The organism is Paenibacillus sp. FSL L8-0494 (assembly GCF_038003695.1).
In the GTDB taxonomy this organism is placed as follows: domain Bacteria; phylum Bacillota; class Bacilli; order Paenibacillales; family Paenibacillaceae; genus Paenibacillus_AQ; species Paenibacillus_AQ odorifer.
Genome location: NZ_JBBOPQ010000001.1, coordinates 3,890,350 through 3,915,483, shown reverse-complemented (window position 1 = coordinate 3,915,483; position 25,134 = coordinate 3,890,350). Strand labels below are relative to the sequence as shown.

The 25,134-nt window shown below is 43.4% G+C and carries 22 protein-coding genes and 1 other annotated feature; of the genes, 19 read left to right on the top strand and 3 right to left on the bottom strand.

The window, feature by feature from the left end:
• Nucleotides 1-121 precede the first annotated feature (121 nt).
• Nucleotides 122-763 carry a thiamine diphosphokinase gene (locus NYE35_RS17830; RefSeq protein ID WP_036687693.1) on the bottom strand — a complete coding sequence of 214 codons (642 nt, stop codon included), beginning with the start codon at nucleotides 761-763 and terminating at the stop codon, nucleotides 122-124.
• Between the two features lie 165 nt (nucleotides 764-928).
• Between NYE35_RS17830 and NYE35_RS17825 the strand changes: the two genes are divergently transcribed.
• Nucleotides 929-1,393 (top strand): low molecular weight protein-tyrosine-phosphatase, encoded by a 465-nt coding sequence (locus NYE35_RS17825; protein WP_036687823.1) that lies wholly within the window; start codon nucleotides 929-931, stop codon nucleotides 1,391-1,393.
• 138 nt (nucleotides 1,394-1,531) lie between these two features.
• Here NYE35_RS17825 and NYE35_RS17820 read toward each other — a convergent pair whose 3' ends face one another.
• The gene (locus NYE35_RS17820) at nucleotides 1,532-2,263 is read right to left on the bottom strand and encodes an alpha/beta hydrolase (RefSeq protein WP_036687691.1); all 732 of its coding nucleotides are present in this window, start codon (nucleotides 2,261-2,263) and stop codon (nucleotides 1,532-1,534) included.
• A gap of 265 nt (nucleotides 2,264-2,528) precedes the next feature.
• On the opposite strand from NYE35_RS17820, the gene pdhA reads away from it, so the two are divergent.
• The 9 genes from pdhA to NYE35_RS17775 all read left to right on the top strand — a co-directional run bounded on the left by pdhA (nucleotide 2,529) and on the right by NYE35_RS17775 (nucleotide 14,410).
• Nucleotides 2,529-3,596: a pyruvate dehydrogenase (acetyl-transferring) E1 component subunit alpha gene (gene pdhA, locus NYE35_RS17815; RefSeq protein WP_036687689.1), complete on the top strand. Its 1,068-nt coding sequence runs from the start codon at nucleotides 2,529-2,531 to the stop codon at nucleotides 3,594-3,596.
• Between the two features lie 15 nt (nucleotides 3,597-3,611).
• Nucleotides 3,612-4,589, top strand: a complete 978-nt coding sequence (locus tag NYE35_RS17810; RefSeq protein ID WP_038571553.1) for an alpha-ketoacid dehydrogenase subunit beta — start codon at nucleotides 3,612-3,614, stop codon at nucleotides 4,587-4,589.
• Nucleotides 4,590-4,695: 106 nt separating this feature from the next.
• Entirely contained in the window at nucleotides 4,696-6,342 is a 1,647-nt protein-coding gene (locus NYE35_RS17805) for a 2-oxo acid dehydrogenase subunit E2 (protein ID WP_076098770.1), read from the top strand.
• Between the two features lie 2 nt (nucleotides 6,343-6,344).
• Complete coding sequence (lpdA, locus tag NYE35_RS17800) at nucleotides 6,345-7,757, top strand: dihydrolipoyl dehydrogenase (RefSeq protein WP_036687684.1); 1,413 nt, start codon at nucleotides 6,345-6,347, stop codon at nucleotides 7,755-7,757.
• A gap of 151 nt (nucleotides 7,758-7,908) precedes the next feature.
• The gene (locus tag NYE35_RS17795; protein ID WP_176462526.1) at nucleotides 7,909-8,883 is read left to right on the top strand and encodes an LD-carboxypeptidase; all 975 of its coding nucleotides are present in this window, start codon (nucleotides 7,909-7,911) and stop codon (nucleotides 8,881-8,883) included.
• A 141-nt stretch (nucleotides 8,884-9,024) separates the two neighbouring features.
• Nucleotides 9,025-10,005 carry a thymidylate synthase gene (locus NYE35_RS17790; protein WP_036687680.1) on the top strand — a complete coding sequence of 327 codons (981 nt, stop codon included), beginning with the start codon at nucleotides 9,025-9,027 and terminating at the stop codon, nucleotides 10,003-10,005.
• 84 nt (nucleotides 10,006-10,089) lie between these two features.
• Nucleotides 10,090-10,581: a dihydrofolate reductase gene (locus NYE35_RS17785; protein ID WP_036687679.1), complete on the top strand. Its 492-nt coding sequence runs from the start codon at nucleotides 10,090-10,092 to the stop codon at nucleotides 10,579-10,581.
• Nucleotides 10,582-10,816: 235 nt separating this feature from the next.
• The gene (locus NYE35_RS17780; RefSeq protein WP_036687677.1) at nucleotides 10,817-12,304 is read left to right on the top strand and encodes a glutamate synthase subunit beta; all 1,488 of its coding nucleotides are present in this window, start codon (nucleotides 10,817-10,819) and stop codon (nucleotides 12,302-12,304) included.
• 393 nt (nucleotides 12,305-12,697) lie between these two features.
• Entirely contained in the window at nucleotides 12,698-14,410 is a 1,713-nt protein-coding gene (locus NYE35_RS17775) for a proline--tRNA ligase (RefSeq protein ID WP_076273277.1), read from the top strand.
• Nucleotides 14,411-14,424: 14 nt separating this feature from the next.
• Here the strand turns inward: NYE35_RS17775 and NYE35_RS17770 are convergent, their stop codons facing one another.
• Nucleotides 14,425-15,288 carry a pentapeptide repeat-containing protein gene (locus NYE35_RS17770; RefSeq protein ID WP_076098774.1) on the bottom strand — a complete coding sequence of 288 codons (864 nt, stop codon included), beginning with the start codon at nucleotides 15,286-15,288 and terminating at the stop codon, nucleotides 14,425-14,427.
• Nucleotides 15,289-15,452: 164 nt separating this feature from the next.
• On the opposite strand from NYE35_RS17770, the gene NYE35_RS17765 reads away from it, so the two are divergent.
• The 9 genes from NYE35_RS17765 (at nucleotide 15,453) to NYE35_RS17725 (ending at nucleotide 24,660) form a co-directional block, all read left to right on the top strand.
• Complete coding sequence (locus NYE35_RS17765; RefSeq protein WP_341121806.1) at nucleotides 15,453-17,708, top strand: type IA DNA topoisomerase; 2,256 nt, start codon at nucleotides 15,453-15,455, stop codon at nucleotides 17,706-17,708.
• Between the two features lie 506 nt (nucleotides 17,709-18,214).
• A complete protein-coding gene (locus tag NYE35_RS17760; protein WP_341121805.1) occupies nucleotides 18,215-18,703 on the top strand; it encodes a YfbM family protein in 489 nt (162 codons plus the stop codon).
• Between the two features lie 153 nt (nucleotides 18,704-18,856).
• Entirely contained in the window at nucleotides 18,857-19,312 is a 456-nt protein-coding gene (locus NYE35_RS17755; RefSeq protein WP_076274623.1) for a DinB family protein, read from the top strand.
• A gap of 526 nt (nucleotides 19,313-19,838) precedes the next feature.
• Entirely contained in the window at nucleotides 19,839-20,831 is a 993-nt protein-coding gene (locus NYE35_RS17750) for a helix-turn-helix transcriptional regulator (RefSeq protein ID WP_038571530.1), read from the top strand.
• Nucleotides 20,832-21,012: 181 nt separating this feature from the next.
• Nucleotides 21,013-21,247, top strand: a binding site (T-box leader).
• A gap of 130 nt (nucleotides 21,248-21,377) precedes the next feature.
• Nucleotides 21,378-22,244 (top strand): GNAT family N-acetyltransferase, encoded by an 867-nt coding sequence (locus NYE35_RS17745; protein WP_036687666.1) that lies wholly within the window; start codon nucleotides 21,378-21,380, stop codon nucleotides 22,242-22,244.
• Between the two features lie 50 nt (nucleotides 22,245-22,294).
• Nucleotides 22,295-22,477 (top strand): HAD hydrolase-like protein, encoded by a 183-nt coding sequence (locus tag NYE35_RS17740; RefSeq protein WP_256715430.1) that lies wholly within the window; start codon nucleotides 22,295-22,297, stop codon nucleotides 22,475-22,477.
• A 134-nt stretch (nucleotides 22,478-22,611) separates the two neighbouring features.
• Nucleotides 22,612-23,178, top strand: a complete 567-nt coding sequence (locus NYE35_RS17735; RefSeq protein WP_036687664.1) for a MarR family winged helix-turn-helix transcriptional regulator — start codon at nucleotides 22,612-22,614, stop codon at nucleotides 23,176-23,178.
• Nucleotides 23,179-23,287: 109 nt separating this feature from the next.
• Entirely contained in the window at nucleotides 23,288-23,791 is a 504-nt protein-coding gene (locus NYE35_RS17730; RefSeq protein ID WP_178420224.1) for a hypothetical protein, read from the top strand.
• 2 nt (nucleotides 23,792-23,793) lie between these two features.
• Nucleotides 23,794-24,660, top strand: a complete 867-nt coding sequence (locus NYE35_RS17725; RefSeq protein WP_341121804.1) for an SDR family oxidoreductase — start codon at nucleotides 23,794-23,796, stop codon at nucleotides 24,658-24,660.
• The last annotated feature ends 474 nt before the right edge of the window (nucleotides 24,661-25,134 follow it).

The window sequence follows — 25,134 nt, the reverse complement described above, 5'->3', positions numbered from 1 at the left end:
AATTAATAACTTGATATTTTGGACAATAAAATAAGCCGTAAACCCCTTGATATATAAGGGATTTATCGGCTTTTTGATTTTAAAACAAAAGTTACAAGGATGTTTCTATATCACTATGTATTTAGTCTTTGCTCTGGATAATCAGCAATAATCCACTACGTATTCTAACTGTTCCAGTGGAGGAAATCAGTTTGTTGCTTACACCTAGAGATTGGCCTAGCTTTAAAGTGGCGTCATTCAAAGGATATTGAAATCCTTCTAATGTAATCCCTGTTACTTCAGGAGTTAATGGAAGCAAAGATACATAGGTGTAGCCCAAATCTTCAATGACTGTTTGGGATCCGGTAAGTGTCACATAGTTATTAGAATCCATGACGTAGCAATTGATTTGACGTTGCAGAGCCCTTGTCATCATTTGAATGCTGGCTAAGGAGTGGTCAATTCGAGTGCCTGTAACTCCTAATAGTAAAATAGAATCAGGTTGCTGATTCATCGCAATATCGAGCGCCATCTCACTGTCGGTTAAATCCTTGTTTACGGCATCACAAGTGATGGTTTTTTTACTTTTGGATTGAATATCCTGAAAAGCTTCAGGCGATACAGAATCAAAATCACCTACTGCAATATCTGGTATATATCCATGTGAGATTAGGAATAATGCACCCCGGTCCGCACCGATAATAAAATCTTCTTCATCTAATAGAGCGAAATAATCCGGAGATAGTTCTCCACCGGCAAAAATAACGACACGTTTGGATGGCATAACATCCATTCCTCCTCTAAAACTCTAGTTGGTTATCCTGTCCCAGTATAATGCAGATTGAAAAGTTGCACAATTGACCAAGACAACGCTAAAATGATAGTGTGCGATTTTTTATGTGCATAAATTCATATTTACTTATGTTTTAACAATTGGGAGGTGAATAAAATCGTAAACGTGCTATTTGTATGTCTGGGTAATATTTGTCGCTCACCAATGGCGGAGGCAGTTCTGCGCCATAAGATTGATGAACAAGAGCTTTCACATAAGATTCTGGTTGACAGTGCGGGAACTGGAGATTGGCATATTGGTAAGGAACCGCATGAAGGGACTAGACGTATACTTGATCAAAACATGATTAGTTATGCAAATATGGCAGCGCGTTTGGTCAGTAGCGAGGATTTTCAGAAGTTTGATTATATCGTTTGTATGGACAAGTCTAATGGAGAGAATGTTCGAAAGGTTCCTGGTGGGGAAGAGGCTAAGCTTTTGTTCTTCATGGATTTATTGCCTGAGGAAGAATTGAGAGAAGTGCCAGACCCTTATTTTACAGGGAATTTTGAGCAGGTATATGATTTAATCAATGCAGGCTGTGACGTTTTGCTTGAAATGGTGATAAGAGAAAAGCTGTAACCCGGTTGGGTTCCAGCCCTCTCTGATTAGTATTAAAGTAAATTAAGGAAATTCGCTGGATTAAACTGTAAGCGCAAACACGGCTGAAATCTACATACGTTCTTTAGATGTTCATTTTTTGCTTCTATCAATAAGGCATTATGTGTTTAAAAAATAGAGTAGAGATTCAGGGAGTTCCTTTTGCCAAAAGCCCCAGAGATGACGACCGTCTTTCTCACGGTAGGATACGGTAGCTCCACGTGCTTCAAGCAACGCTTTTGTTTCTCTGTTCATCTGAACAAAATCATAGGTCCCTGTATCAGTCTGGTAATCTGTTTCCTGCAGTCCGACGACCATATTAATGTTAAGCCAGGCGAGATCTTCTTCTTTTGCCAGCATGGCTTGTGATTCGGGATAGAATGCACCGGATAGGCTGATGATACGTGTGAAGATAGCTGGATAAGCAAGTGCGAGATGGAGGGAGACGCTGCCTCCAAGGGAATCGCCGGCTAAGATTCGTTCTTCGGGTGTACGGCGTACGGGATAATTTTTTTCAATGAAGGGAATAATCTCTTCGGAAAAGCAAGATAGGTACTGCTTGAATCGGCTGCCGAACGGAGCGTATTCTTGAGTCCGAACAGCGACGTTAACTTCTACACCGACGATAATGAAGGGCTCGACATCTTCTTCTATAATAAGTTGTCCAGCAAGTGTAGCAATGCGTCCAAAGTTGAAAAATTCTTCTCCGTCTTGGCAGTACACCACGGGGTAACTGAGAACTTCATTGTAGCCTGGGGGCAGATAGATACGTAATTTACGTTCCTCCTGCAGATGTTCACTCCAAAGCGTTTCTTTTACAATTGTGCGTTTCAGAAAAACAGAATCGCTCATCGTTGTCACGTCACCTTTCTTGTCGAATTTTGCAATACACACAGGGTTACGCTAAAATTATTAAATGTGTAACTGTGTTATTAATCATTTACTTGTTGGAAAAGTGTTAAACTGTTATATTAAATTATCTCACCTGTTATACATACAAAATTTAAAGAAATATAAATTTTATAAGTATTTCTTTGACGAAAGTAACTAAACAGGTGTATAATAATATTATAACAGAGGCAGCTGATATTCAAATTTTTTTATTGAGGTGAAGATAATGAGTAAAGTTCCTTATGAAGTGTATACAGAGGACGTCGAGGCTCTATCGGTACTTTCCCCGGATGGAGAAATTATCAATAAGGATAAGATGCCAGATTTAACTGACGATCAACTGAAAGAAATTATGTATCGTATGGTATTTACCCGTACTTGGGATGATCGTGCAGTAAACCTTGGCCGTCAAGGTCGTCTTGGTTTCTACGCACCGGTATCCGGTCAAGAAGCTACCATGATTGGTAGTGAGTTCGCTTTGGAGAAAGAAGACTTCTTATGCCCAGGCTACCGTGATATTCCGCAGCTAGTATGGCACGGACTTCCATTGTACCAAGCTTTCTTATATTCCCGTGGTCACCAACATGGTGGAGCTATTCCTGATGGTGTTAATGTATTGATGCCACAAATTATCATTGGTGCGCAAATCCTGCACGCTACTGGTATTGCTATGGGCTTCAAATTGAAAAAACAAAAGAGTGTTGCAATTACTTACACTGGTGATGGCGGTTCTTCAGAAGGTGACTTCTACGAAGGCTTGAACTTTGCTGGTCGTTTTAAACTGCCTGTAATCTTCTTTGTTCAAAACAATGGTTACGCGATTACGACTCCGTTCGCTAAACAAACGGCTTCCAAATCGATCGCTCACAAAGCGGTTGCAGCTGGTATTCCAGGGATTAAGGTTGACGGTATGGACATCTTTGCAGTAATCAGTGCTGTACGCGATGCTGCTGAACGTGCACGCAACGGCGAAGGTGCTACATTGATCGAAGCTGTAACTTACCGTTTCCGTCCACACTCCCTTTCTGACGATGCAAGTAAATATCGTTCGAAAGAAGAAGAAGGACAGTGGAGTGAAAAGGATCCAATCGCCCGTCTTGCCAAGTATTTGGAGAAGAAAGGTCTTTGGACTGAAGAAGATACACTGCGCGTGAAAGATGAAGCGAAAGCTACTGTTAACGAGCAGATCAAAAAAGCTGAACAAACCGAAAAAATGACAATACCTGGCTTGATCGACAGCATGTTCGAAGTAACACCTAAACATCTGGAAGAGCAAAAAGCCGATTTTGAATAAGGGGGATATCAGGCAATGGCACAAATGAATATGAAAGAAGCGATCCGCGACGCGATGCGCGTTGAACTGAATCGTGACCCTAACGTTCTTATCTTCGGAGAGGATGTTGGTAATGTAGGTGGCGTTTTCCGTGTAACAGAAGGTCTGCAAAAGGAATTTGGCGAAGATCGTATTTTTGATACACCACTAGCTGAGTCCGCTATCGGCGGTCTGGCATTTGGTCTTGGTGTACAAGGCTTCCGCCCAATTGCAGAAATTCAATTCGTAGGTTTTATCTTTGAAGCTCTGGATCAGATCGTTGTTCAAGCGGCACGTCTGCGCTGGCGTTCTGGCGGTAAATATAATGCTCCAGTAGTATTCCGTACTCCTTTTGGTGGCGGAGTTAAGGCTGCTGAGCTTCATACTGACTCACTCGAAGGTTTGATTGCACAAAGCCCAGGGATTAAAGTTGTAATTCCTTCAAACCCATATGATGCTAAGGGACTTTTAATCGCGTCTATCCGCGACAATGACCCTGTATTCTTCATGGAGCACTTGAACCTTTATCATGCATTCCGTGCTGAAGTGCCAGAAGGTGAATATACAGTTGAACTTGGTAAAGCGAACGTAGTACGTGAAGGTTCTGACGTTTCGATCATTACTTACGGGCTGATGGTACATACAGCTACCAAAGCAGCCGAGCAACTCGAAAAAGAAGGCGTTAATGTTGAAATTATCGACCTTCGTACTGTAAGTCCGATCGACATCGACACTATTGTAGCGTCTGTGAAGAAGACTAACCGTGCTATCGTGGTGCAAGAAGCACAAAAGAGTGCGGGTGTAGCTGCTGAAGTTATCGCACAAATCAATGAAAAAGCTCTACTGCACTTAGAAGCTCCTGTGCTTCGTATCGCAGGTCCTGACACTGTATATCCATTTGCACAAATTGAAGATACATGGCTTCCAAACCCTGCGCGTATTATTGCAGGCGTGAAGAAAGTTTTGGAATTCTAAATATTTTTACGAGAAACAGTTGTCATCCATATGGATGACAACGTTGTTTCATCTTATAAAGTTTAAATCATAAGGTTAGTCCCAATTTCACGAGGAGGTTTTCAAAGTGGCAAAGTTTGAATACCGATTTCCTGAACTAGGTGAAGGTCTGCATGAAGGTGAAATCATCAAAATGCATATCAAAGCCGGTGACAAGGTAACGGATGATGATATCGTAATGGAAGTTCAAAATGACAAGGCGGTAGTTGAGGTGCCTTGCCCAGTAAACGGTACTGTATTGGAAGTTCTGACTAAAGACGGTCAAGTATGCCGTGTCGGTGAAGTAGTGGCTATTATCGAAGCAGAAGGTGACGTGCCTGATCAAGAGGGTGCTGCTACTGAAGCTCCTGCTGCTCAAGCGCCAGCTGCACCAGCTGCTCCAGCATCTAACAAAGCATCGAATTTTGAATATCGCTTCCCTGAGTTGGGTGAAGGTCTGCATGAAGGTGAAATCATCAAAATGCATATCAAAGCCGGTGACAAGGTAACGGATGATGACATCATCATGGAAGTTCAAAATGACAAGGCGGTAGTTGAGGTTCCATGTCCAGTGAATGGTACTGTATTGGAAGTTCTGACTAAAGATGGCCAAGTTTGCCGCGTAGGCGAAGTTGTTGCTATTATCGCTGCTGAAGGCGACGTTCCTGAACAAGAAGGTCATGCATCTGCTGAAGCTGATGCAGCAAAAGGAAGTGCAAACACTACTTCTTCCCCTGCAGCAACAAGCCCTGCTGATGCTAAAGAAGGCGGATCTGCAAGTGTAACACCAGCTCCTGACCGCGATGTATTGGCTACACCAAGCGTTCGCAAATTTGCTCGTGAGCAAAAAGTGGATATTTCCAAAGTGAACGGAACTGGAAAAGGTGGCAAAATCACTCGTGAAGACGTAGAAGCCTTCTTGAAAGGTGGTTCTACACCTGCGGCTCCTGCAGCAGCAGCGGCGTCTGAAGCTCCTAAGGCTGCTAAGACCGAAGCTAAAGCAGCACCTGCAGCAGCTAGCGGTAACGTTAGTCTTGAAGAAGAACGTGTACCATTCAAGGGTATTCGTAAGGCGATCTCCAACGCAATGGTTAAATCGGCTTACACTGCTCCGCACGTAACCATCATGGATGAAGTAGATGTTACTGAACTGGTAGCATTCCGTACGCGTATGAAACCTATTGCTGAGAAAAAAGGCGTTAAGGTTACTTACCTTCCATTCATCGTTAAGGCTCTTGTTGCAGCTTCCCGTCAATTCCCAGCACTTAATGCTATGATTGATGAAGAAGCAGGCGAAATTGTCTACAAGAAATACTACAATATCGGTATCGCTACTGATACACCAAACGGTTTGATCGTTCCAGTTATCAAAGACGCTGACCGTAAGAGCATTTGGATGATCGCTAGCAGCATCACTGACTTGGCTGTTCGTGGCCGTGACGGTAAATTGTCTGCTAACGAAATGAAGGGCAGCACGATCTCCATCAGTAACATCGGTTCTGCTGGCGGTATGTTCTTTACTCCAATCATCAACTTCCCTGAAGTGGCTATCCTCGGAACTGGCCGTATCAGTGAAAAAGCAGTTGTGAAAAATGGTGAAATCGTAGTTGCTCCAGTAATGGCGTTGTCACTCAGCTTTGACCACCGTATTATCGATGGTGCGACTGCTCAAAACTTTATGAACTACATTAAATCGCTGCTCAATAATCCTGAGCTGCTGGTTATGGAGGTATAATTATGGTAGTAGGAGACGCTTCACTAGATATTGATACATTGGTCATTGGTGCAGGTCCTGGTGGGTATGTGGCGGCAATTCGTGCCGCCCAGCTCGGCCAAAAAGTCCTCATCGTGGATAAATCGGAACTCGGCGGTGTATGTTTGAACCGTGGATGTATTCCTTCTAAAGCCTTGATCGCTGCTGCACATCAATTTGAATCTGCACAGCATGGTGAAGTTTTCGGCGTTACAGCTGAGAATGTTAAAGTGGATTTTGCCAAAACTCAAGAGTTCAAGAACAGCGTAGTTAAAAAAATGACTAGCGGTGTGACTAGCTTGATGAAGGGCAACAAAATTGAAGTATTTAACGGCGAGTGCATGTTTATCAGCGACACAGAAGCACGTGTGTTCAATGATCATGAATCTCCACGTTACCGCTTCAAACACTGCATCATTGCTACAGGTTCCCGTCCAATTGAACTTAAACCTTTCCCATTCGGCGGACGTATTCTGTCTTCGACTGAAGCTCTGGAACTTCCAGAAATTCCGAAGAGCATGATCGTAATCGGTGGTGGATACATCGGTGCCGAGCTTGGTCAAATGTACTCTAAATTTGGCACTAAAGTAACAATCATCGAAGGTCTGGATACTGTACTTCCAGGCTTCGATAAAGATATGACTCGTCTTGTTGCGAAAAACATGGCTAAAACTGGCATCGAAATTGTAACTAACGCTAAAGCTGAAAGTGCTGTTCAGAACGACAAAGAAGTAACCGTGAAATACTCTGTTGGTGGCGAGTCCAAAGAAGTTACAGCAGATTACTTGCTTGTTACTGTAGGTCGTCGTCCTAACACTGACGGTGAACTTGGTCTGGACCTGATCGGTCTTGAGCTCGACGAGCGCGGATTGATCAAAGTTGATCACCAAGGACGCACAAGCATTCCTACCATCTTCGCTATCGGCGATGTTGTTCCAGGTCTTGCTTTGGCTCACAAGGCTTCTTACGAAGGTAAAATCGCTGCAGAAGCAATCGCAGGACTTACATCTGTTGTTGACTACAAAGTCATCCCAGCTGTTGTATTTACAGATCCTGAGTGCTCAAGCGTTGGTTTGACTGAGAAAGAAGCAAAAGACAAAGGCTACAAAGTGAAAAGCGGCAAATTCCCATTCGCAGGAAATGGTCGCGCAGTATCTTTGAACAGCCCAGAGGGCTTCATCAAAATTGTTGCTAACTCCGAGAACAATTTGGTACTGGGAGCTCAAATCGTTGGTATCGAAGCATCCAACTTGATCGCTGAACTTGGTTTAGCAATCGAAATGGGCGCAACGCTTGAAGATATCGCCTTGACTATTCACGCGCATCCAACCCTTGGCGAAATCGTCATGGAAGCTGCTGAATTGGTTGAAGGTCACCCAATTCATGTAATGAAATAATTTTTCTCCAAAATTGCTCTAGCAGGCAACAGAAAGGCGGACGCAAATGCGTTCCGCCTTTTTTTGTGTTTTCCACTTTTTTGAAAAGAGATATACTGGAAGGAAGAGTAATTACCTAATCTGTAATTCATGAATGTAGGGAGGTTCAATGATGAGAGCTGATAAATTAAAGCCTGGAGATGAGCTGCGTATTATCTCTCCTTCCAGAAGTTTGTCATTAATCGATGCTCAGCAAAGAAAAATTGCCAAAGAGCAGCTTGAACGGTTAGGTTTTCGGATATCCATTTCAACAAATTCTTTTGAGACGGATGATTTTGTATCCTCTTCTATTGATTCGAGAATTGAGGATTTGCACGAAGCCTTTTTAGACCCCAAAGTGAAAGGAATATTAACGACCATTGGAGGCTTCAATAGTAACCAGCTGCTGCGTTATATAGATTATTCAATCATTGCGGGGAATCCAAAGCGTTTATGTGGTTATTCGGATATTACTGCACTAAGTAATGCGATTTATGCTCAAACAGGATTAGTTACATACTCCGGGCCGCATTTTTCCACATTTGCGATGCTCTACGATAATGAATATACCATCGAATATTTCCGCAGGCTGATGATGGACAATAAAGAAATTCTCGTGCAGCCTTCCAAGCATTGGAGTGATGATGAGTGGTATCTGGATCAGGAAAACCGGATATTTATTAAAAATGAAGGTCCATTCATTATCAATGATGGGGAAGCGAAAGGAACGATTATTGGTGGCAATTTATGCACTTTAAATCTTTTGCAGGGAACAGAGTATATGCCTAGTTTAAAGAATTCTATTTTGTTCATCGAGGATGATTATGAGTCAGCACCTGCAACCTTTGATCGAGATCTGCAATCCCTAATTCATCAGCCTGAGTTTGAAGAGGTTAAAGGGTTGGTGATCGGCAGATTCCAAAAAGAATCGCGTATGTCAAAGAAGCTGCTAACTACAATTATCCGCTCGAAAGAAGAATTATCTGATATTCCTGTGATCGCAGACGTGGACTTTGGACATACATCGCCGATGATTACCTTTCCTGTGGGTGGACAAGCAAACGTTCGTGCTTATGGGGCCAGAGTGGAGCTTAGGATAGCGGAGTAGAGATACACTTGCTGAACCAATCTTTTATAATTGAATATGTAACCCGATTATTAAATATATTTAAAAATTATCTTACCTTCTACAAAATTCGGATTTTTCAGATATAATATATGAGGTGTAATATTACGGAGGTGCAGTACATTGACGAATGAGTTAGAACAAACCTATTTGAATTTTTTACGATATATTTTAGATCATGGTGTAAAAAAAGAAGATCGTACAGGAACTGGTACAATTAGTGTTTTTGGTTATCAAATGCGATTTGATTTATCAAAAGGGTTCCCGCTGTTTACAACAAAACGTACACCGTTTCGCTTAATTGCAAGTGAGTTATTGTGGTTTATTAAAGGCGATACCAACATTCGTTATTTATTGAAAAATAATAATCATATTTGGGATGAATGGGCTTTTAAAAGATGGGTTGAATCAGACGAATATGTTGGCCCAGATATGACAGACTTCGGGAATCGTTGTTTAGTTGATGAAGATTTTAATCAAGTGTATCAAGCAGAGATGAAATCATTCTGTGATCGTGTCTTAGAAGATGATGAGTTTGCTGCGAAATATGGTGAGCTAGGGAATGTTTACGGTAAACAATGGCGGAATTGGACATCTTCTACTGGTGAATCAATTGACCAATTACAAGACGTTATTCATCAGATCAAAACAAATCCTGATTCTCGGCGTTTAATCGTGAGCGCATGGAACCCGGAAGATGTTATAAATGCCGGAACAAAAGGAAGTAAAGCTGCGTTACCGCCCTGCCACGTTATGTTCCAGTTCTATGTTGCAAATGGTAAACTAAGCTGCCACTTGCTGCAACGCAGTGCTGACTCCTTTCTCGGGGCAAACTTCAATATTCCATCTTACTCATTACTTACGCATTTAATTGCATATGAATGTGGTCTAGAAGTAGGTGAGTTTGTATACAGCATTAGTGATGCGCATATCTATTCAAACCATGTTGAGCAAGTGAAAGAGCAATTATCAAGAGAATTAAGAGCATTGCCTACCCTGGTTATTAATTCACAGAAGAAATCAATTTTTGATATTGAACTGGAAGATCTGGTCATTGAGGGGTACAATCCGCATCCTTCGATAAAAGCGCCGATCGCAGTATAACGTAATTGTTATAAATTAAGATTCGCAAATATAATTTCTGGCAGCGTAGTTTTTTAATTTAGTATGAAGGAAGGAGGGAACTTCATGAGTATTAGCTTAATATGGGCAATGGGTGCCAATCATGTCATAGGAAAAGATAACGATATGCCTTGGCATTTACCGCTGGATTTTGCTTATTTCAAAGCAGAAACATTGGGCAAAAGAATGCTAATGGGCCGCAAAACATGGGATTCGCTCGGAGGCAAGCCCTTGAAGGGCAGAACGAGCCTAATTCTAACTAGGGATACTGATTATTCAGCTGAAGGTGCAGTGGTTCTACACACGCTTGAAGAGGCTCTCAGCGAGGGTAGAAAAGAAGATGAGCTGATGGTGATCGGTGGTGCAGAAATTTATCGCTTGATGCTGCCGTATGCTGACAAGCTAATGTTGACGCAGATCGATCAGGATTTTGAAGGAGATACCCGGTTTCCTGAGATTGACTGGAGGATGTGGAAAGAGGTCTCCAATATCAAGGGAATTCGTGATGAGAAGAATCCGTATGATTACCGTTTCCTTGTTTATGAACGTACGGAATAGCAATAAAACGTTTTCTCTGACATAACATGTGAAATAGTACAAATAATCAGTAGATTTATCCATTACTGTGCAAAAGTGATGAATGTTACTATAATTAAAATTAGAAATGATTATGTATAGGTATAGAATAGAATGTGCAGGTACTTCATTGCGTTGCTGACAACCATACGAAGCCGCAATATGCTACAATGTACTATACTTCAACACGAAGAGAACGGATGGGGGAAACGTAAACATGTCTACACCTACAGGTTTTATGGAGTATAAACGGCAGCTCCCAGGTGATCGGGATCCTGAGCAGCGGGTAAAGGACTGGGAAGAATTCCACCATCATTTATCCGAGGACGAGCTTCGGACACAGGGCGCACGCTGTATGGATTGCGGAACCCCCTATTGCCATACAGGTATTGATATGGCTGGCGGGACCTCAGGTTGTCCAGTACACAATTTAATTCCGGAGTGGAATAACTTGGTGTATCGTGGACTCTGGAAAGAAGCACTGGAACGTCTGCATAAGACAAACAACTTTCCTGAATTCACAGGCAGTATTTGTCCCGCCCCATGTGAAGGCTCTTGCACAGTGGGTCTGATCGGACAGCCGGTAACCATCAAAACAATTGAACTTGCGATCGTTGATAAGGGTTTTGAAGAGGGCTGGGTTGTACCTAATCCTCCTGAGAAACGGACTGGCAAAAAAATTGCAATTGTAGGCTCTGGACCTGCTGGACTTGCCGCGGCAGCACAGCTTAACAAGGCTGGACACACTGTAACTGTATTTGAGCGCAGTGACCGCATTGGCGGACTGCTGACATATGGAATACCTACTATGAAGCTTGATAAAAAAGTTGTACAACGTCGTGTAGATTTGCTGGCTGCTGAAGGAATTAACTTCGTGGTGAACACTGAGATCGGTAAAGACATTCCGGCTCAGCAGCTTGTTGATGAATATGATGCGGTTGTTCTGTGTGGTGGAGCTACTAAAGCACGCCGTTTCAACATTGAAGGCAGTGAGCTTAAGGGCGTTATGTATGCCATGGATTATTTAAATGGAACGATCAAGAGTTACTTGAATTCGAATCTGGAGGATGGTAACTATGTATCCGCTGAAGGTAAAGATGTAATCGTCTTGGGTGGAGGGGATACAGGTTCTGACTGTGTTGCCACAGCACTTCGTCATGGCTGCGGCAGTATCACTCAATTTGGTACACATGAAAAAGCGCCTCTGCAACGGGATCCGATTGCTAATCCTTGGCCGCAATTTCCGAATGTGTACAGCTTGGATTATGCGCAAGAAGAGGCGAAAGCTATTTTTGGTGATGATCCGCGTGAATTCTCAATCATGACCACTAAATTTGTTGGGGATGAAGAGGGGAACTTGAAGGAGCTTCATACCGTGCAGATCCGCCGGATCGTGGATGAGACAGGTCGTAAAATCTATCAGCCCGTTCCTGGAACAGAAGCTGTATATCCTGCTCAACTCGCTCTTATCGCTATTGGTTTCGATGGACCAGAGCAAGATATTGTTGAGGAGCTTAAACTGGAGACCGATCGTCGTACCAATGTGAAAGCACGTTACGGCAAGTTCAACACGAATGTGGATAAGGTGTTTGCTGCTGGCGATATGCGTCGTGGTCAAAGTTTGGTGGTCTGGGCCATCAACGAAGGTCGCGAAGCTGCACGTGAAGTGGATAAATATCTGATGGGCTCAAGCGTTCTTGTCTAGGCTTTAATTTAAGAAGCCGTTTCAAAAGCAGTTTACCTGCTGGAGAAGCGGCTTTTTTTTGGAGCCGACGCTTGACGGAAATATTATTTTCATATAGATTTAATACAATATTTAAATGACAAAAGCATTGACCAAGGACTTACGATCCTAGAAGCGTTAGAACAGAGAGGGAACTCACCGGCTGAAAGGTTCCTCAAATACGTGTGGATGGTATCCTGCCTGGGTAGCTGCAGCGTACAACCGCTGCCGGAATCGGCCGTTATTCGATCGAGGATCGCCATGTAGACTATGTATGGGTTGGCGGTTAAATAAGGGTGGTATCACGACACATTCGTCCCTGACGAATGTGTCTTTTTGCGTTTAGAGCGTTCATTTTTTAGGGAGGGTACAAATATGCGTCAAAGTAATCTTTTATTAACAACTCTGCGTGAGGCACCTACAGAGGCGGAGACAAGCAGTCATCAGCTACTGCTGCGTGCGGGATATATTCGCCAATTAGCAGCGGGTGTGTACACTTATTTACCGCTTGGAAGACGTGTTTTACGGAAAATAGAAGCGATTGTGCGGAATGAGATGGATTTCTCTGGGGCTCAGGAGGTATTGATGCCATCTATGCAGCCTGCGGAGCTCTGGAAAGAATCAGGCCGATATGAGGTATACGGTAAGGAGTTGATGACGCTTCGGGATCGTCATGAGCGGGAATTCATACTAGGTCCTACACATGAGGAAGTAGTAACCACACTCGTACGGAATGAGATCAGCTCTTATCGTAAGCTTCCTATTACCGTATATCAGATTCAGACCAAGTTCCGTGATGAACGCCGACCACGTTTTGGACTGCTGAGAGGCAGAGAGTTTTTGATGAAGGATGCTTACTCTTTTGATACAAACATGGAAGGTCTCGATAAATCATATATCCAAATGTTCGAGGCTTATCACCGGATATTTGAGCGATGTGGATTGAAATTCCGTGCTGTCCATGCGGATTCCGGTGCGATTGGAGGCGAGGGCGGCAGTCATGAATTTATGGCGCTGGCTGAGATTGGGGAGGATACGATTGCTGCATGCTCCGTTTGTGATTATGCGGCCAATCTGGAACAGGCAGAGTCCGTGCGGCCTGCAAAAAATGAAGTTGTCATGCAAGTACCGGAGATAGAGAAGTTCCTCACTCCTGATTTGCGCACAATTGAGCGACTAGAGCAGGAGCTAGATATCCGGCCAGAGCAGATTATTAAAACATTAATCTATGAAGGTGACGGACAGATTTTTGCTGTTCTGGTCCGGGGAGATCATGAAGTCAATGAAATTAAGGTAAGTAAATATTTAGGAATGAATGAGATTAAGCTTGCTGACTACGAGGCAGTGAAATCCTTAGCCGGTGTAGAGAGTGGATTTGTAGGACCTGTGGGTTTAACGCTGACTGTCCTAGTGGATGCAGCAGTAGCAGATATGACCCAAGGGATTACAGGGGCGGGAGAAAAAGATTATCACTTCCGTAACGTAGTACCAGGTAGAGATTTTGCGCTTGAGCATGTGGGGGATCTACGGAATGTAGCAGAAGGTGAAGTTTGTCCGCATTGTTTGGAGGGTGTTTTGCATTTTCATCAAGGGATTGAAGTGGGTCATGTTTTCAAATTAGGTACTAAATACAGTGAAAAGCTAGGCGCTTCTTACTTAGATTCTTCAGGCAAAAGTCAACCTATGATTATGGGCTGTTACGGAATTGGTATCTCACGGCTTTTATCCGCTATTGCTGAACAGCATCATGATGAGGATGGATTAATGTGGCCAGCAGCATTGGCACCTTATCAGGTTCATATCTTGATAATGGCCGTCAAGGATAGTGAGCAGCGGACGGTTGCAGAAGGTCTCTATGATCAACTAACCAAGTTTGGCATTGAGACGCTGATCGATGATAGGGATGAACGCGCTGGCGTGAAATTTAAAGATTCAAGCTTGATCGGGATACCTTTATCAATAGTTGTTGGCAAGGAAGCATCTCAGGGAAGAGTAGAGTATCTGGAACGAAACACAGCGGAGAAAGAAGTCTTAGAAATTATGGAAGCTGTGTCTCGGATCAAAAAATTCTATTCACCGCTGATATAAATGATCTTTTTAATCTAATGAGAGTGCCAATGATCAGGGCACAAGAGTGCTGCTGGTAATTTCGTGAGAGTATTGCCTTTTGCCGCATTGATCTGTGCCTGGGTGAGAAAGAGAGCTTCTGCTAAATTAGCACCTTTGAGGTCAGTATCGCGAAAGTCTGCTCCAATAAGGTCTGCACCTCTGAGATCAGCATCCCTAAGGTCTGCGGCTATTAAATAGGCTCCTCTCAAGTTGGCACCTCTAAGATCAGCTCCTTTGAGCTTTGCTCCCATAAGGTCGGCACCTCGACTGAAATTCTTCGTGGATTTTTTTAGTTTACGACGAGCGTCAGTTCTTACAATTTCACTGACCTGCAACAGTAACATATTGATTTTTGCTCGATGAGCGGAAACATCCACCTTTATAAGAGCTTCAGGATTGAGTAAGGTGAGCTGTTCTGTTTCATCGAGAGCTGTTTGCAGCTCAGTATGGATTGTACGGGTTATTTCTAGGTTCAAAGATTCATGTAAATACCAAAGCAGCTCGTGCAAATGCCACATAATCGGAAATACCTCGAACATCTGCTTCGCAGTTTTCGGCTTTTTCCTCCAGTCTTCTCCAGCATAAGTGACTTGAGAAATCTTTTGCCCAGCTCCAAAACAGTCATAGACCGTACAACCACGGTAGCCTAATTCTCTTAGCTCTGTATGTACACCACAGCGAAAGTCCGACTGTAGATTGTGACACGGCTGTCCAGCGTCTTTGTCTCTAGCGAAATCTACGGAAGCAGCAAAAGGTAATGCGGCACAACATAAGCCGAAGCACTGCTCACAATCCGCCTTCAGGGCAGAGAGGCTTCGATCAGAAAAAGGTTCTGTAAATCTGTGATTCTCATACAAGGTTTGTTTCCCTCCGATACATGAATACGCTTATACCAACTTATTTTAAAACAAACGAAAGACTATGAAAAGTCCGGTCGATTAAAAAAAACCGAGGTTAATGTTATAATAGAGTACTGGACCTATTTTGGACTTAAGAACGAGAAGGTAAGGAGCGAATGTTTTTGAAGACACTTATTATTGCGGAGAAACCGGACATGGGGCGGAATATCGCCGCCGCAATAGAACCAAAGGCTAAAAATTACCGTTCCTATCTTGAAGGGGAGCAGTACATTATTACATGGGCAATAGGGCATCTAATAGGATTGGCTGAGCCGGATGCATATGATGTAAAATACAAAAAATGGAATATTAATGATCTTCCCATTATTCCGGACCAATTCAAGCTGGTTCCTAATGCGCGGACCATTGATCAGCTGAAGGTAATCGGAGAGCTGGCTAAACGAAGCGATCTGCTAGTAAATTCTTGTGACGCCGGGCGAGAAGGCCAGCATATATTTTCGCTCATTCAGCGGCATTTGAAGCTTGAACATCCTGTGAAACGGCTGTGGATTTCCGATTTGACACCAGAGACAATCCGCAAAGGATTTCAAGAGCTAAAGGATGGGGCGGAGTACGAGAATCTAACAAAAGCGGCAAAAGCGCGCAGTGAAGCCGATTGGCTAATCGGTATGAACGGATCACGTGCATTTACTACGAAACATAATGTGCTGCTGTCGGTGGGGAGAGTTCAGACCCCAGTACTTGCACTTATTTATGATCGCCAGAAGACGATTGAGGCGTTCTCATCTCTTAAGTTTTTTGAGGTAGAGGGCCATTTTACACAAAATGAAATGACTTATAAAGGTATGTGGCAGGGTGACCGGCTCACTGATGGTGAGAAGGCGGAGGCGCTGGCTGCCAAGGTCAAAGGAAAACCGGGACGAATTGACTCTTATGAGGTTAAGGAAACGAAAGAGTATCCGAATAAACTGTATGATTTGACGCTGTTGCAGCGGGAGGCGAATGGGAAGTACGCTTTTTCCGCTAAAAAAACACTCGATATCGCACAAGCGTTATATGAAAAGCATAAGGTGATTTCCTATCCGCGGACAAATTCTAACTATGTTACAGAACAGAATATTCCGGAGATGCATAAGACTTTATCTGCGCTCCAAGGGACGGCTTATGATGAATGGGTGAAAGGCGCGAATCGTAATCTCGTTCATAAAGGAAATAAATTTATCTGCAATCCCTCGAAGGTCGAGGATCACCATGCGATTTTGCCTACATATCGAAAAGCAACAGGGCTTAGTGCGGATGAGGGAAAGCTGTATGATTTGATTGTGCGGCGCTTTTTATCACAGTTCTATCCGGCTGCGGAATATAAAGTGCATACGGTTATGACTGATGTAGAGGACGAAAAGTTCAAAACTACTGTTAAGGAATTATTAAGTCTCGGCTGGAAGGTCATTTACGCGGACCAGAAAAAAGACAAAGCAAAGTCGTCCAAGGGAAAAAACAAGGATGATGAGGAAGACGAAGAGATTGAAGTGAATGAACCGTTCGCAATCGCTCCGGCAGACGAGGTGATCTGTAGTGACGCTATCGTTAAAGAGAAAGATACACAGCCGCCAAAACACTATACGGAAGGCACGCTGCTTAGAGCAATGGAAAGTGCCGGAAAGCAGATTGAGGACGAAGAGCTTCGGGATGCTATGAAGGATTCAGGGCTAGGTACTCCAGCCACCCGTGCTGCAACTATTGAACGGCTTAAGAATGTCGGATACATTGAAATGCAAGGTAAAAAAATCGCCATCACGCAAAAAGGACGAACGGCTATTGAACTGATACGTGGAGCGGGCATCGAGCTGTTGACTTCACCTGAAATGACCGGCCAGTGGGAACGTCGCTTGAACGAGATATCCAGAGGAACGGCGTCGGACGGACAATTTATGGAGAATGTAAAAAGATTTGCCTGCATGATCGTGGACAAGGTTCGTGTGCAGTCTCGGGCGTCCAAAACTTCTTTTGAAGGGGAAACTCCATCTGTGAATACAGGGGCTAAAGGTCGGAGTGGTGGAGGTACATCTCGTAAAACCAGCGATAAACCTGCCGCGCCAAGAAAACGTAAACCAGCTAATGAAGAGGAATCAGCAAATTCCGGTCCGAAAATTATCGGAAACTGCCCGCGTCCTGGCTGTGGCGGGATGATTTTTATGGGTAAAAAAGGCTACGGCTGCTCTCATTACAAAGAAGGTTGCAAGTTCGTGATCTGGAAAGAAAACCACGGACGTACCCTTACAGATACTCAAGTAAAGGCATTGATAGAAAAAGGCCGTACGGGAAAGCTGAAGCTTACGAGCGAAGACGGAACCCTGCTGGAAGGCAAACTTGTGCTCAATAATATGGATACGGGTCAATTAACAGTGGAGTCATAGTCTAACTGGAAGCTTGAATGGATCATGGATGATTACAGCGAATTTGCACGTACAAAGCCGCTATCGGACACAGTTGATCTTAAGCGCGGGAATACGTCCTTTTTGGACTGCTATCGGACCCCATAGTCGTTATGGGCGTAAAGGGCTATAGATGCACCGCTTGCGGGAGAATACAGCACTGGAGTCCGCAAACTTGCTCCAACGGCTATAAATTCGCCAATAGCTTCAGCTGGGTCCGTAGTCATGACTATTAGTCGGACTCGCCGTATAGAGGATATGGTTTCAGTGTCGGCTGTGGGTGACCATATCTTTTACACATAAAATTAATTAGTTAAAGAGTGTAGGACGCACCTATTTTAAACGGGATGTAGTAACTTGTGTGCACAAGATATTATGATTACGTAGGGGGCTGATCTTCACTCTTTTTTCATCCTGCGGGATAAATCCAATGTTACATTTTGATTGGGCAGTATAGTCACTACTAGAATGGAAGGAAGGATGACTACATGGGAATGCGTGGATATTACTTTGCTATGTCTGACAACCTGGTGCAGCAAATCGTTGCAGGCGACATAGCATTGAAGAGCTTGAAAATAGACGATTATCCCGGACTGGACATTGATAGATCCTGGGAGGCGATACACTACTTGCTTTGTGGAGCTATTTCCGATGGAGATGCCCCTCTTGGCTATGTTGTTCCGCTGACGTCAGACAAAGGCATCGATTTTGGCTCATTCGGGGCGTTTTCCTTACGCGCTGAGCAAGTTGCAGAAGTGCTTCAGGCTATTTCTGAGCTGGATGAAGCGCAGCTCCGCTTGCGGTATAATTTCCCGGCCATGGTCAAGGAAGAGGTGTATCCTCTTGAACCTGATATTGTTTCAGACGAGGATGAGGACGCGTTCTTTGCCTACATGCTTCAACATTTTAACGAAATTCGGCGTTTTTACAGCCAAACTGTAGCCGAGGGCAAAGGTCTCATCTTTTATATTTTCTGATTCTAACCAAAAGGCGATACACGTCTCCTGATTCCAATGAGCGCGATAAAAAAACCTTGGACTGCTGAAGATTATGACGATTAGAGAAATAAATGACCAATGCGGGAAACAGTAGGTTCAAGTAATCGATGAGACGAAGAGGGGGAAACGGAAATGAAAACGATCAAGTGCATGATGGACCACCTGTACTGGGCGGACGCACGAATCTTGGAAGCGCTCGAGGAGAGTGAGATGAAGAACAATGACCTTCTGAAGCTGGTTCGGCATGTCGCGGTTGCGGAACGAGTCTGGCTGTCCCGATTGCAGGGCAAGGGCAGTGCGCAATATTCGTTGTGGGAGGAAGCGGAAGACCTGACGGCGATCCGAACGATGTTCGAAGAAAACGCCGAGCAATATCGTGTGTATATCGAAGGGCTGGAGGAATTTGATTTGGACGTGATGATCGACTATGCGAGCCAGAGCGGAGTCCCGTTCCGAACGTCCGTCCGTGACATCCTGTCGCAGGTCATTTTACATGGGCAATATCACCGGGGACAGATCAACCGGGCACTGCGGATCGAATTGGCAGAGCCTGTCCAAGTCGATTACATCACGTTCGCGAGACTCTAACAGGGCCTAATCATCACCATTACCCGGAATGAGATGGGCATTGAACTTCTCCGAAATGATTTAGTATACTCACGCAGGCTCATGAATTCGTAGGATTTTACCTTTAGCTAAATGTGAGATAAGAAGGAAATTGAGGAGGCGGTGGCTTGGAACAACTGTAAGGGCATGTGATTTTCACTCCCATGTCTCAACGGGTCCGAGCCCTTTTGTTTAATGCCTCCCGATACTCCGTGCTTCTTGTCCATCCTGCGAATGCATGACACGCTTAAGCTGCTTGCGGAAATACTTTGACATAACGATAGGGTTATACACCGACCACTAAGTGCAAAGAGGAAATCTGATGAGATTCCGAAATAGTAGGACCAAAACGTTTGAATTGTCATTGAATGATAACGTTGATATTTTCCAGGGCGATTTAAGGAACAAATATATCCTCTCCTCTCTTTTCCGCAAGTAGAATCAAGCAATGCAAATTCCATTACTCTACAATGACTATAGAGTGGTTGAAACGAGGTGAACAGACCATTTGTACGAGTGGCACAAGCAAATCCAAATAATCGTTAATGAAATTGACGAGTGTATTAAGAATCGTAACAGTGAAGCAATAACGCTACGATTTCTTTCTCACAAGTTAGGTTATTCCGAATTTCATACTACGAGAAAATTTAAGGAAATATCGGGAATGCAATTTAGGGATTATCTACGGCATAGAAAATTAGCCTTCGCACTAAAAGAGGTTCGGGATAGTGAAAAGAGCATTTTGGATATTGCTTTTGATTATGGTTTTTCATCACATGAAGCTTTTACCAGGGCTTTCAAGGGAACATATGGTGTAACTCCAAGTGAATACCGGAAAAGGCCTATGCCTGTCGCCCTTCGTACAAAAATAAACTCTTTCGACCGCTACTTTTTCGGATTTGGAGAGATTGGTATGATGAAATCTACAGATGATCTTGACATTTATTTTGTAACCATTCCCACTCACAAATTTTTGCACATTAAAAACTATGAGAGTAATGGGTATTGGGATTTTTGGCAAAAGCAAAGCCTTATTACAGGACAGGACTGCGAAACTATTTGCGGCTTACTCGATAGTATCAAGGGCAAATTGGATGACGATGGTGGGAGTGAATCTAACGGTGGCAGCGGTCAGATTATGGCTTACATTAATGACCCGGATGGCAGACTCTGCGATTGGGGTATTCCACGTACAGAGTGTTTTGGTGTACGTCTTCCTCTTGATTATAAAGGTGAAGTACCTCCACAAATGCTTATGATTGATGTTCTCGAAGCCGAGTATATTGTTTTTGAACATGGGCCATTCAATTATGAACAGGAAAATCGTAGTGTAGAGGAAAAGATGGAAAGGGCAATGGCAGCTTTTAATTTTGCAGACACTGGTTACTGCTTTGATACTTCCCCTGGGAGAATCCATTACGTTTATCACGATCCGGAGCGGTTTTTGAAGTATATCAGGCCAGTAGTGAAGTTGACCTCCAAGCTAATCGAAACAGATTAAGCAGGTGCTATGTGTTGATGAAGAAAATAAGCAGACTGTAGTGTAGTCTCCGCAATCATATAGTCGGATGATTAGTTGGATTATCTGCTTTAGAAGCAATATAAGTTTAGAGATCCCTATTGTTGTTTGAGTTATTGACAGAATATTCCTATTATCTTATATTAAACTTAATTAATAATTACCAAATGCGATGAAGAGGACAATTAGATCTGGAAACGCCGTTCAGAGAACTGCCGGTTGGTGCGAGGCAGCGGATATCCGAATCAAAAAATCACCTCAGAGCTGTCCCCCGAATTATAGTAGATGGGACCGGGATTCTACCGTTACAAAGAAGCATCGTTGTTGGACGATGGCTAAGAGGGCGTTTATTATAAACGTCAATCAGGGTGGTAACGCGGAGCAACTCCGTCCCTAATGGGATGGGGTTTTTTGCGTCTTCATTAATTAATTATTAAATTGGCAGGCGAAAAATCAACAAACTGTAAGAAGAACGATTAGTTCGAAAAATCTGGAAAAACGTTGAGCAGATGAAAGGGTGATATTGCAATGCAATTCAAGTTGTATACGGATGTGCATGAGTTTTACAATGATACCTATGGTATGCTGATGCGTCATGAAGCACAAAATTTGATTCCTCTTGGCAATATCATAATTGGGCATGAAGGAAAAGACAAAACAGACTGGCGTGACCCTGTAAATTGGCTTATGGTAACTATTTCAGATTCTAGGGGCATACAACTTACCGCCATAATGACACCGCCACACAATATTACGCTTTATGCAACAGACAACATAATAAACCCAGAAGCTATAAACTGTCTGATAGATGGGCTGAAAGACCGTGAAATTCCAGGTGTGATGACCGAAAAAACCTTGGCAGAGTATTTTGCCAAAGAATATACCTTGCGCAAGGGAATATCCTTTAAAACAATGATGAGCCAACGTATATATGAACTTACTGCAGTAAATCCAGACATTCAAAAGGTTGGTATCGTTCGATTGCTAGATGAAAAGGATATTCACTTTTTCCCATACTGGGCTGAAGCATTTTATGCAGCGGGGAATTATGGTAAAACAGAAATGTCCATCCCGCAAGATGCAGACCCTTACCTCTACCGAATAGCATCGAAGAAACTCTATATTTTAGAGGACAACGGGATACCCGTATCTATGGCAGGATATACAAGGGAAATGCAGACGGCAATTGGCGTGGCATTTGTTTATACCCCTCCATATGAGCGCGGAAAGGGTTACGCTACTTCAATTGTGGCGCAAATAAGCCAACTTGCATTGGATAAAGGGTTTATTAAGTGCGTCTTATATACGGACTTAGCAAATCCCACATCTAATAGCATCTATCAAAAGATAGGCTATATGCCAATTTGTGATTCGCTTCAGTTAAAATTTGAATAGTAGAATGATGCGGACAGAACTTCTACTACTTTAGAAAATAAGAGCACAATATTCACTATACGACGGCGCGTTTTGGTGATGTAGGTTCAACAGATATGCTTGCAGCTGCAGCTGTAGGTGCCAAAAGAATTCTCGTAGAGACAGGATGGAGTAAGCAGTCTCTGGAAAATTATCGTCACACATGGTATGAGCTAGCATCAACAGATTTTGTTGCAAAGGACCTCTTGAATTGAAGAGCTTGAAGGTCGATTGATCGAGCTTTGGGAGAAATATAGAGTTACAACCAGATCCAACTGTATAACTCCAGGGTTGACGAGTTATAAAAAAATGAGTTGACACAAAAGTAGTTAGGGACCATACTACATATATGAACAACAATAATAAAAAAATAAACGACATTGAGGCTATTCCCTCGCTTGTACAATCCAAGCGTCAGATTGATCGTTATAACCTAGACATAGACGCACAGGCTATACTCGTCGCGTCTAGGCTAATGGCAGCGGGAGCCATGCTTGGACACGCCTCTGAGATTCATTTCTCTAGATTCGGTTTATCAACAGGGCGTTATCGTTTATTGGCAGATCTTGAAGATAACGAAGGAGAAGAGTTGCCTTCGCAATTAGCGGAGCATCTAGGCGTTACACGTGCTACAGTGACTGGTCTTATCGACATTCTTGAACGAGATGGGCTAGTATCTCGGCGATTAAGCTCAGACGATGGCCGTCAGAAATCAGTCGTTTTAACGGAAGAAGGAGCGAAGAAGCTCCGTGAAATGGCTCCTGAGCATTTCGCTCGGTTGGAAGCGATGGTGGGGTTGCTCAACATCGAAGAACGCAGCGTATTTCTCGACTTGCTGGGTCGAGTTACACAGGGCATTTCAGCACTTACGGGCGAATTAGGCTCGAAACCAAAGGGAAACATCAGTAATGAGTAGAATTGGGCTAGTGAAGCTAGCCTTTTTTTACTCTTATATAGTTAGGTGCCTAATTATAATTTACTGAAATCAATCGTTGAACTATTTCAAAGAAGAAGGGAGCAACTAAATGAACCAGATGAAATACCCGAATCAGACAGAAGATGTTTACAGCATCAAGGCTGTTGGTTCCAAGAAAAAGACTTTTGTACTATGGCGTGAAGTTGTAATGGCCTATGCTGCTCCTGCCATTATGGCAGGTATCGGGGGATTGGTTACTGTAGATAGGGGGCTTCAAATAGCGGCGTTGACTACTATTGGCGGTGCATCGGCCTTGATGGCCTTGATGATTGGACTTTTGTTGCACAGCCGAGTGGGCCGTTTGCGATGGGTCATCGGTGCACCTCACTTGATTGTGGTAGGATTATTCGCAATGGCCGGGTCCTCATTTGGGCTATACGCTGCATGGATGACATCTGTTGTAGTAGAAATTATGTATCCGAGTAATCACTTGGCCTGGGTAAATCGTGTCTGGATCGATTTCCCGTTGTCTGGATTCATAGCGAGCACGATAGTGACATGGCGGTGGCGACTTGCTGTCACAACTAATTTTTCATCCAAAAGGAGAAGATAAAAATGATAGTTATTATGGGAGCAACAGGTACGATTGGAAGTGCGCTTTTGGAACGTTTGGTTGATCTTGGTGTACCTGTCAGGGCGCTGAGCAGAGAGCCAGAGAAGTTGCGTGATCAAATCGGAGAGAAAGGCCGATCGACTACTGAGGTCGCAAGGGTAGATGCTTCCGATCCTGAATCGCTGCGACGCGTGTTTACAGGTGCTAGCCAGCTCTTCCTTGCCATGTCCAACAGTCCAAGACAAATCGAATTGGAAACCTCAATCATTCAGATTGCCACCGAATCTGGAATCAAACACATCGTAAAAATATCCAGTCCAGCCTTTGAGCAGAGCTCTCCAGTGGCAGTGGCGGGCTGGCATCAAGTAATTGAGAACACGTTGAGGGAATCGGGTATCACCCATACCGTATTGCGCCCTTATGCGTTCATGCAAAATTTAATGCGCTTTGCACCAACGATCACAACCCAAAATGTTTTCTTCGGCTCTATGGGCGTTTCAACGTGTAACTTTATTGACTGTCGCGATATTGCAGACGTTGCCGCAGAAGCTCTGACCAACGACAAGGTATCAGGCCATATATATACGCTTACTGGTTCGGAGATTTTCAGTTATCCCCAGATCGCGAGTCGACTATCTGCCCTGCTTAATCGGCCGATAAGTTACATCAACATGGAACCTCAAGTACTACTCCGTAATCTTATTGAGCATGGGAATCTGCCTCCTTGGCTCGCGAACCACGTTGTGGAAATTCAAACCATGTCTAGGATGGTGCCAGAAAGTCCAAATGACACTGTGAAGCGTTTGCTCGGCAGAGATCCACGCACACTAGACGCCTTTCTACATGAGTGTGTAGATAATTTCCGGTAGAGGCGGAGTCCACCTATTCTGATTTTGTATCGATAGCAGTATTTTATTCCGATTCCCATATCTCAATGGTTCAGAGTGTATCCCAAAGGTCATAAAATGACTGCTGGGATACACTCTTTTTATTATGTTCTATGGAACTCATAGAACTTGTTCTTCTATAGCGTTTATAACAGCATTACAAGAAATAAGCTAAAATTCGTCAATAAGTTAGTGTTATTTACGAAATAACACTAAAAAAGCTAATAAAATATTAACGAAAAATTCATATTCAACAAATAAGTTATATTAATTATAACGAGTTATGCTAACTAACGTAACATTTTTTCTTGACAATCTTTGTGGAAAATTTTAGAATGTAAGCGATTACTCTTAGTTTTCTAAGTGAAATTCAAAAGAAGACATTCGAAAGTTCACAAACAAACATCTGAGTTTAAATTTAGGGGGGCAAAACATGAGAAGGTGAAGGATAACATC

Excerpts from the sequence above, each read along its gene's own strand:
- NYE35_RS17785 (WP_036687679.1), top strand. The coding sequence starts at position 10,090 with ATGAGTATTAGCTTAATATGGGCAATGGGTGCCAATCATGTCATAGGA.
- pdhA (WP_036687689.1), top strand. The coding sequence starts at position 2,529 with ATGAGTAAAGTTCCTTATGAAGTGTATACAGAGGACGTCGAGGCTCTA.
- lpdA (WP_036687684.1), top strand. The coding sequence starts at position 6,345 with ATGGTAGTAGGAGACGCTTCACTAGATATTGATACATTGGTCATTGGT.
- NYE35_RS17760 (WP_341121805.1), top strand. The coding sequence starts at position 18,215 with ATGGGAATGCGTGGATATTACTTTGCTATGTCTGACAACCTGGTGCAG.
- NYE35_RS17820 (WP_036687691.1), bottom strand. The coding sequence starts at position 2,263 with ATGAGCGATTCTGTTTTTCTGAAACGCACAATTGTAAAAGAAACGCTT.
- NYE35_RS17725 (WP_341121804.1), top strand. The coding sequence starts at position 23,794 with ATGATAGTTATTATGGGAGCAACAGGTACGATTGGAAGTGCGCTTTTG.
- NYE35_RS17780 (WP_036687677.1), top strand. The coding sequence starts at position 10,817 with ATGTCTACACCTACAGGTTTTATGGAGTATAAACGGCAGCTCCCAGGT.
- NYE35_RS17755 (WP_076274623.1), top strand. The coding sequence starts at position 18,857 with ATGAAAACGATCAAGTGCATGATGGACCACCTGTACTGGGCGGACGCA.
- NYE35_RS17730 (WP_178420224.1), top strand. The coding sequence starts at position 23,288 with ATGAACCAGATGAAATACCCGAATCAGACAGAAGATGTTTACAGCATC.
- NYE35_RS17735 (WP_036687664.1), top strand. The coding sequence starts at position 22,612 with ATGAACAACAATAATAAAAAAATAAACGACATTGAGGCTATTCCCTCG.
- NYE35_RS17745 (WP_036687666.1), top strand. The coding sequence starts at position 21,378 with ATGCAATTCAAGTTGTATACGGATGTGCATGAGTTTTACAATGATACC.
- NYE35_RS17775 (WP_076273277.1), top strand. The coding sequence starts at position 12,698 with ATGCGTCAAAGTAATCTTTTATTAACAACTCTGCGTGAGGCACCTACA.
- NYE35_RS17810 (WP_038571553.1), top strand. The coding sequence starts at position 3,612 with ATGGCACAAATGAATATGAAAGAAGCGATCCGCGACGCGATGCGCGTT.
- NYE35_RS17795 (WP_176462526.1), top strand. The coding sequence starts at position 7,909 with ATGAGAGCTGATAAATTAAAGCCTGGAGATGAGCTGCGTATTATCTCT.
- NYE35_RS17830 (WP_036687693.1), bottom strand. The coding sequence starts at position 763 with ATGCCATCCAAACGTGTCGTTATTTTTGCCGGTGGAGAACTATCTCCG.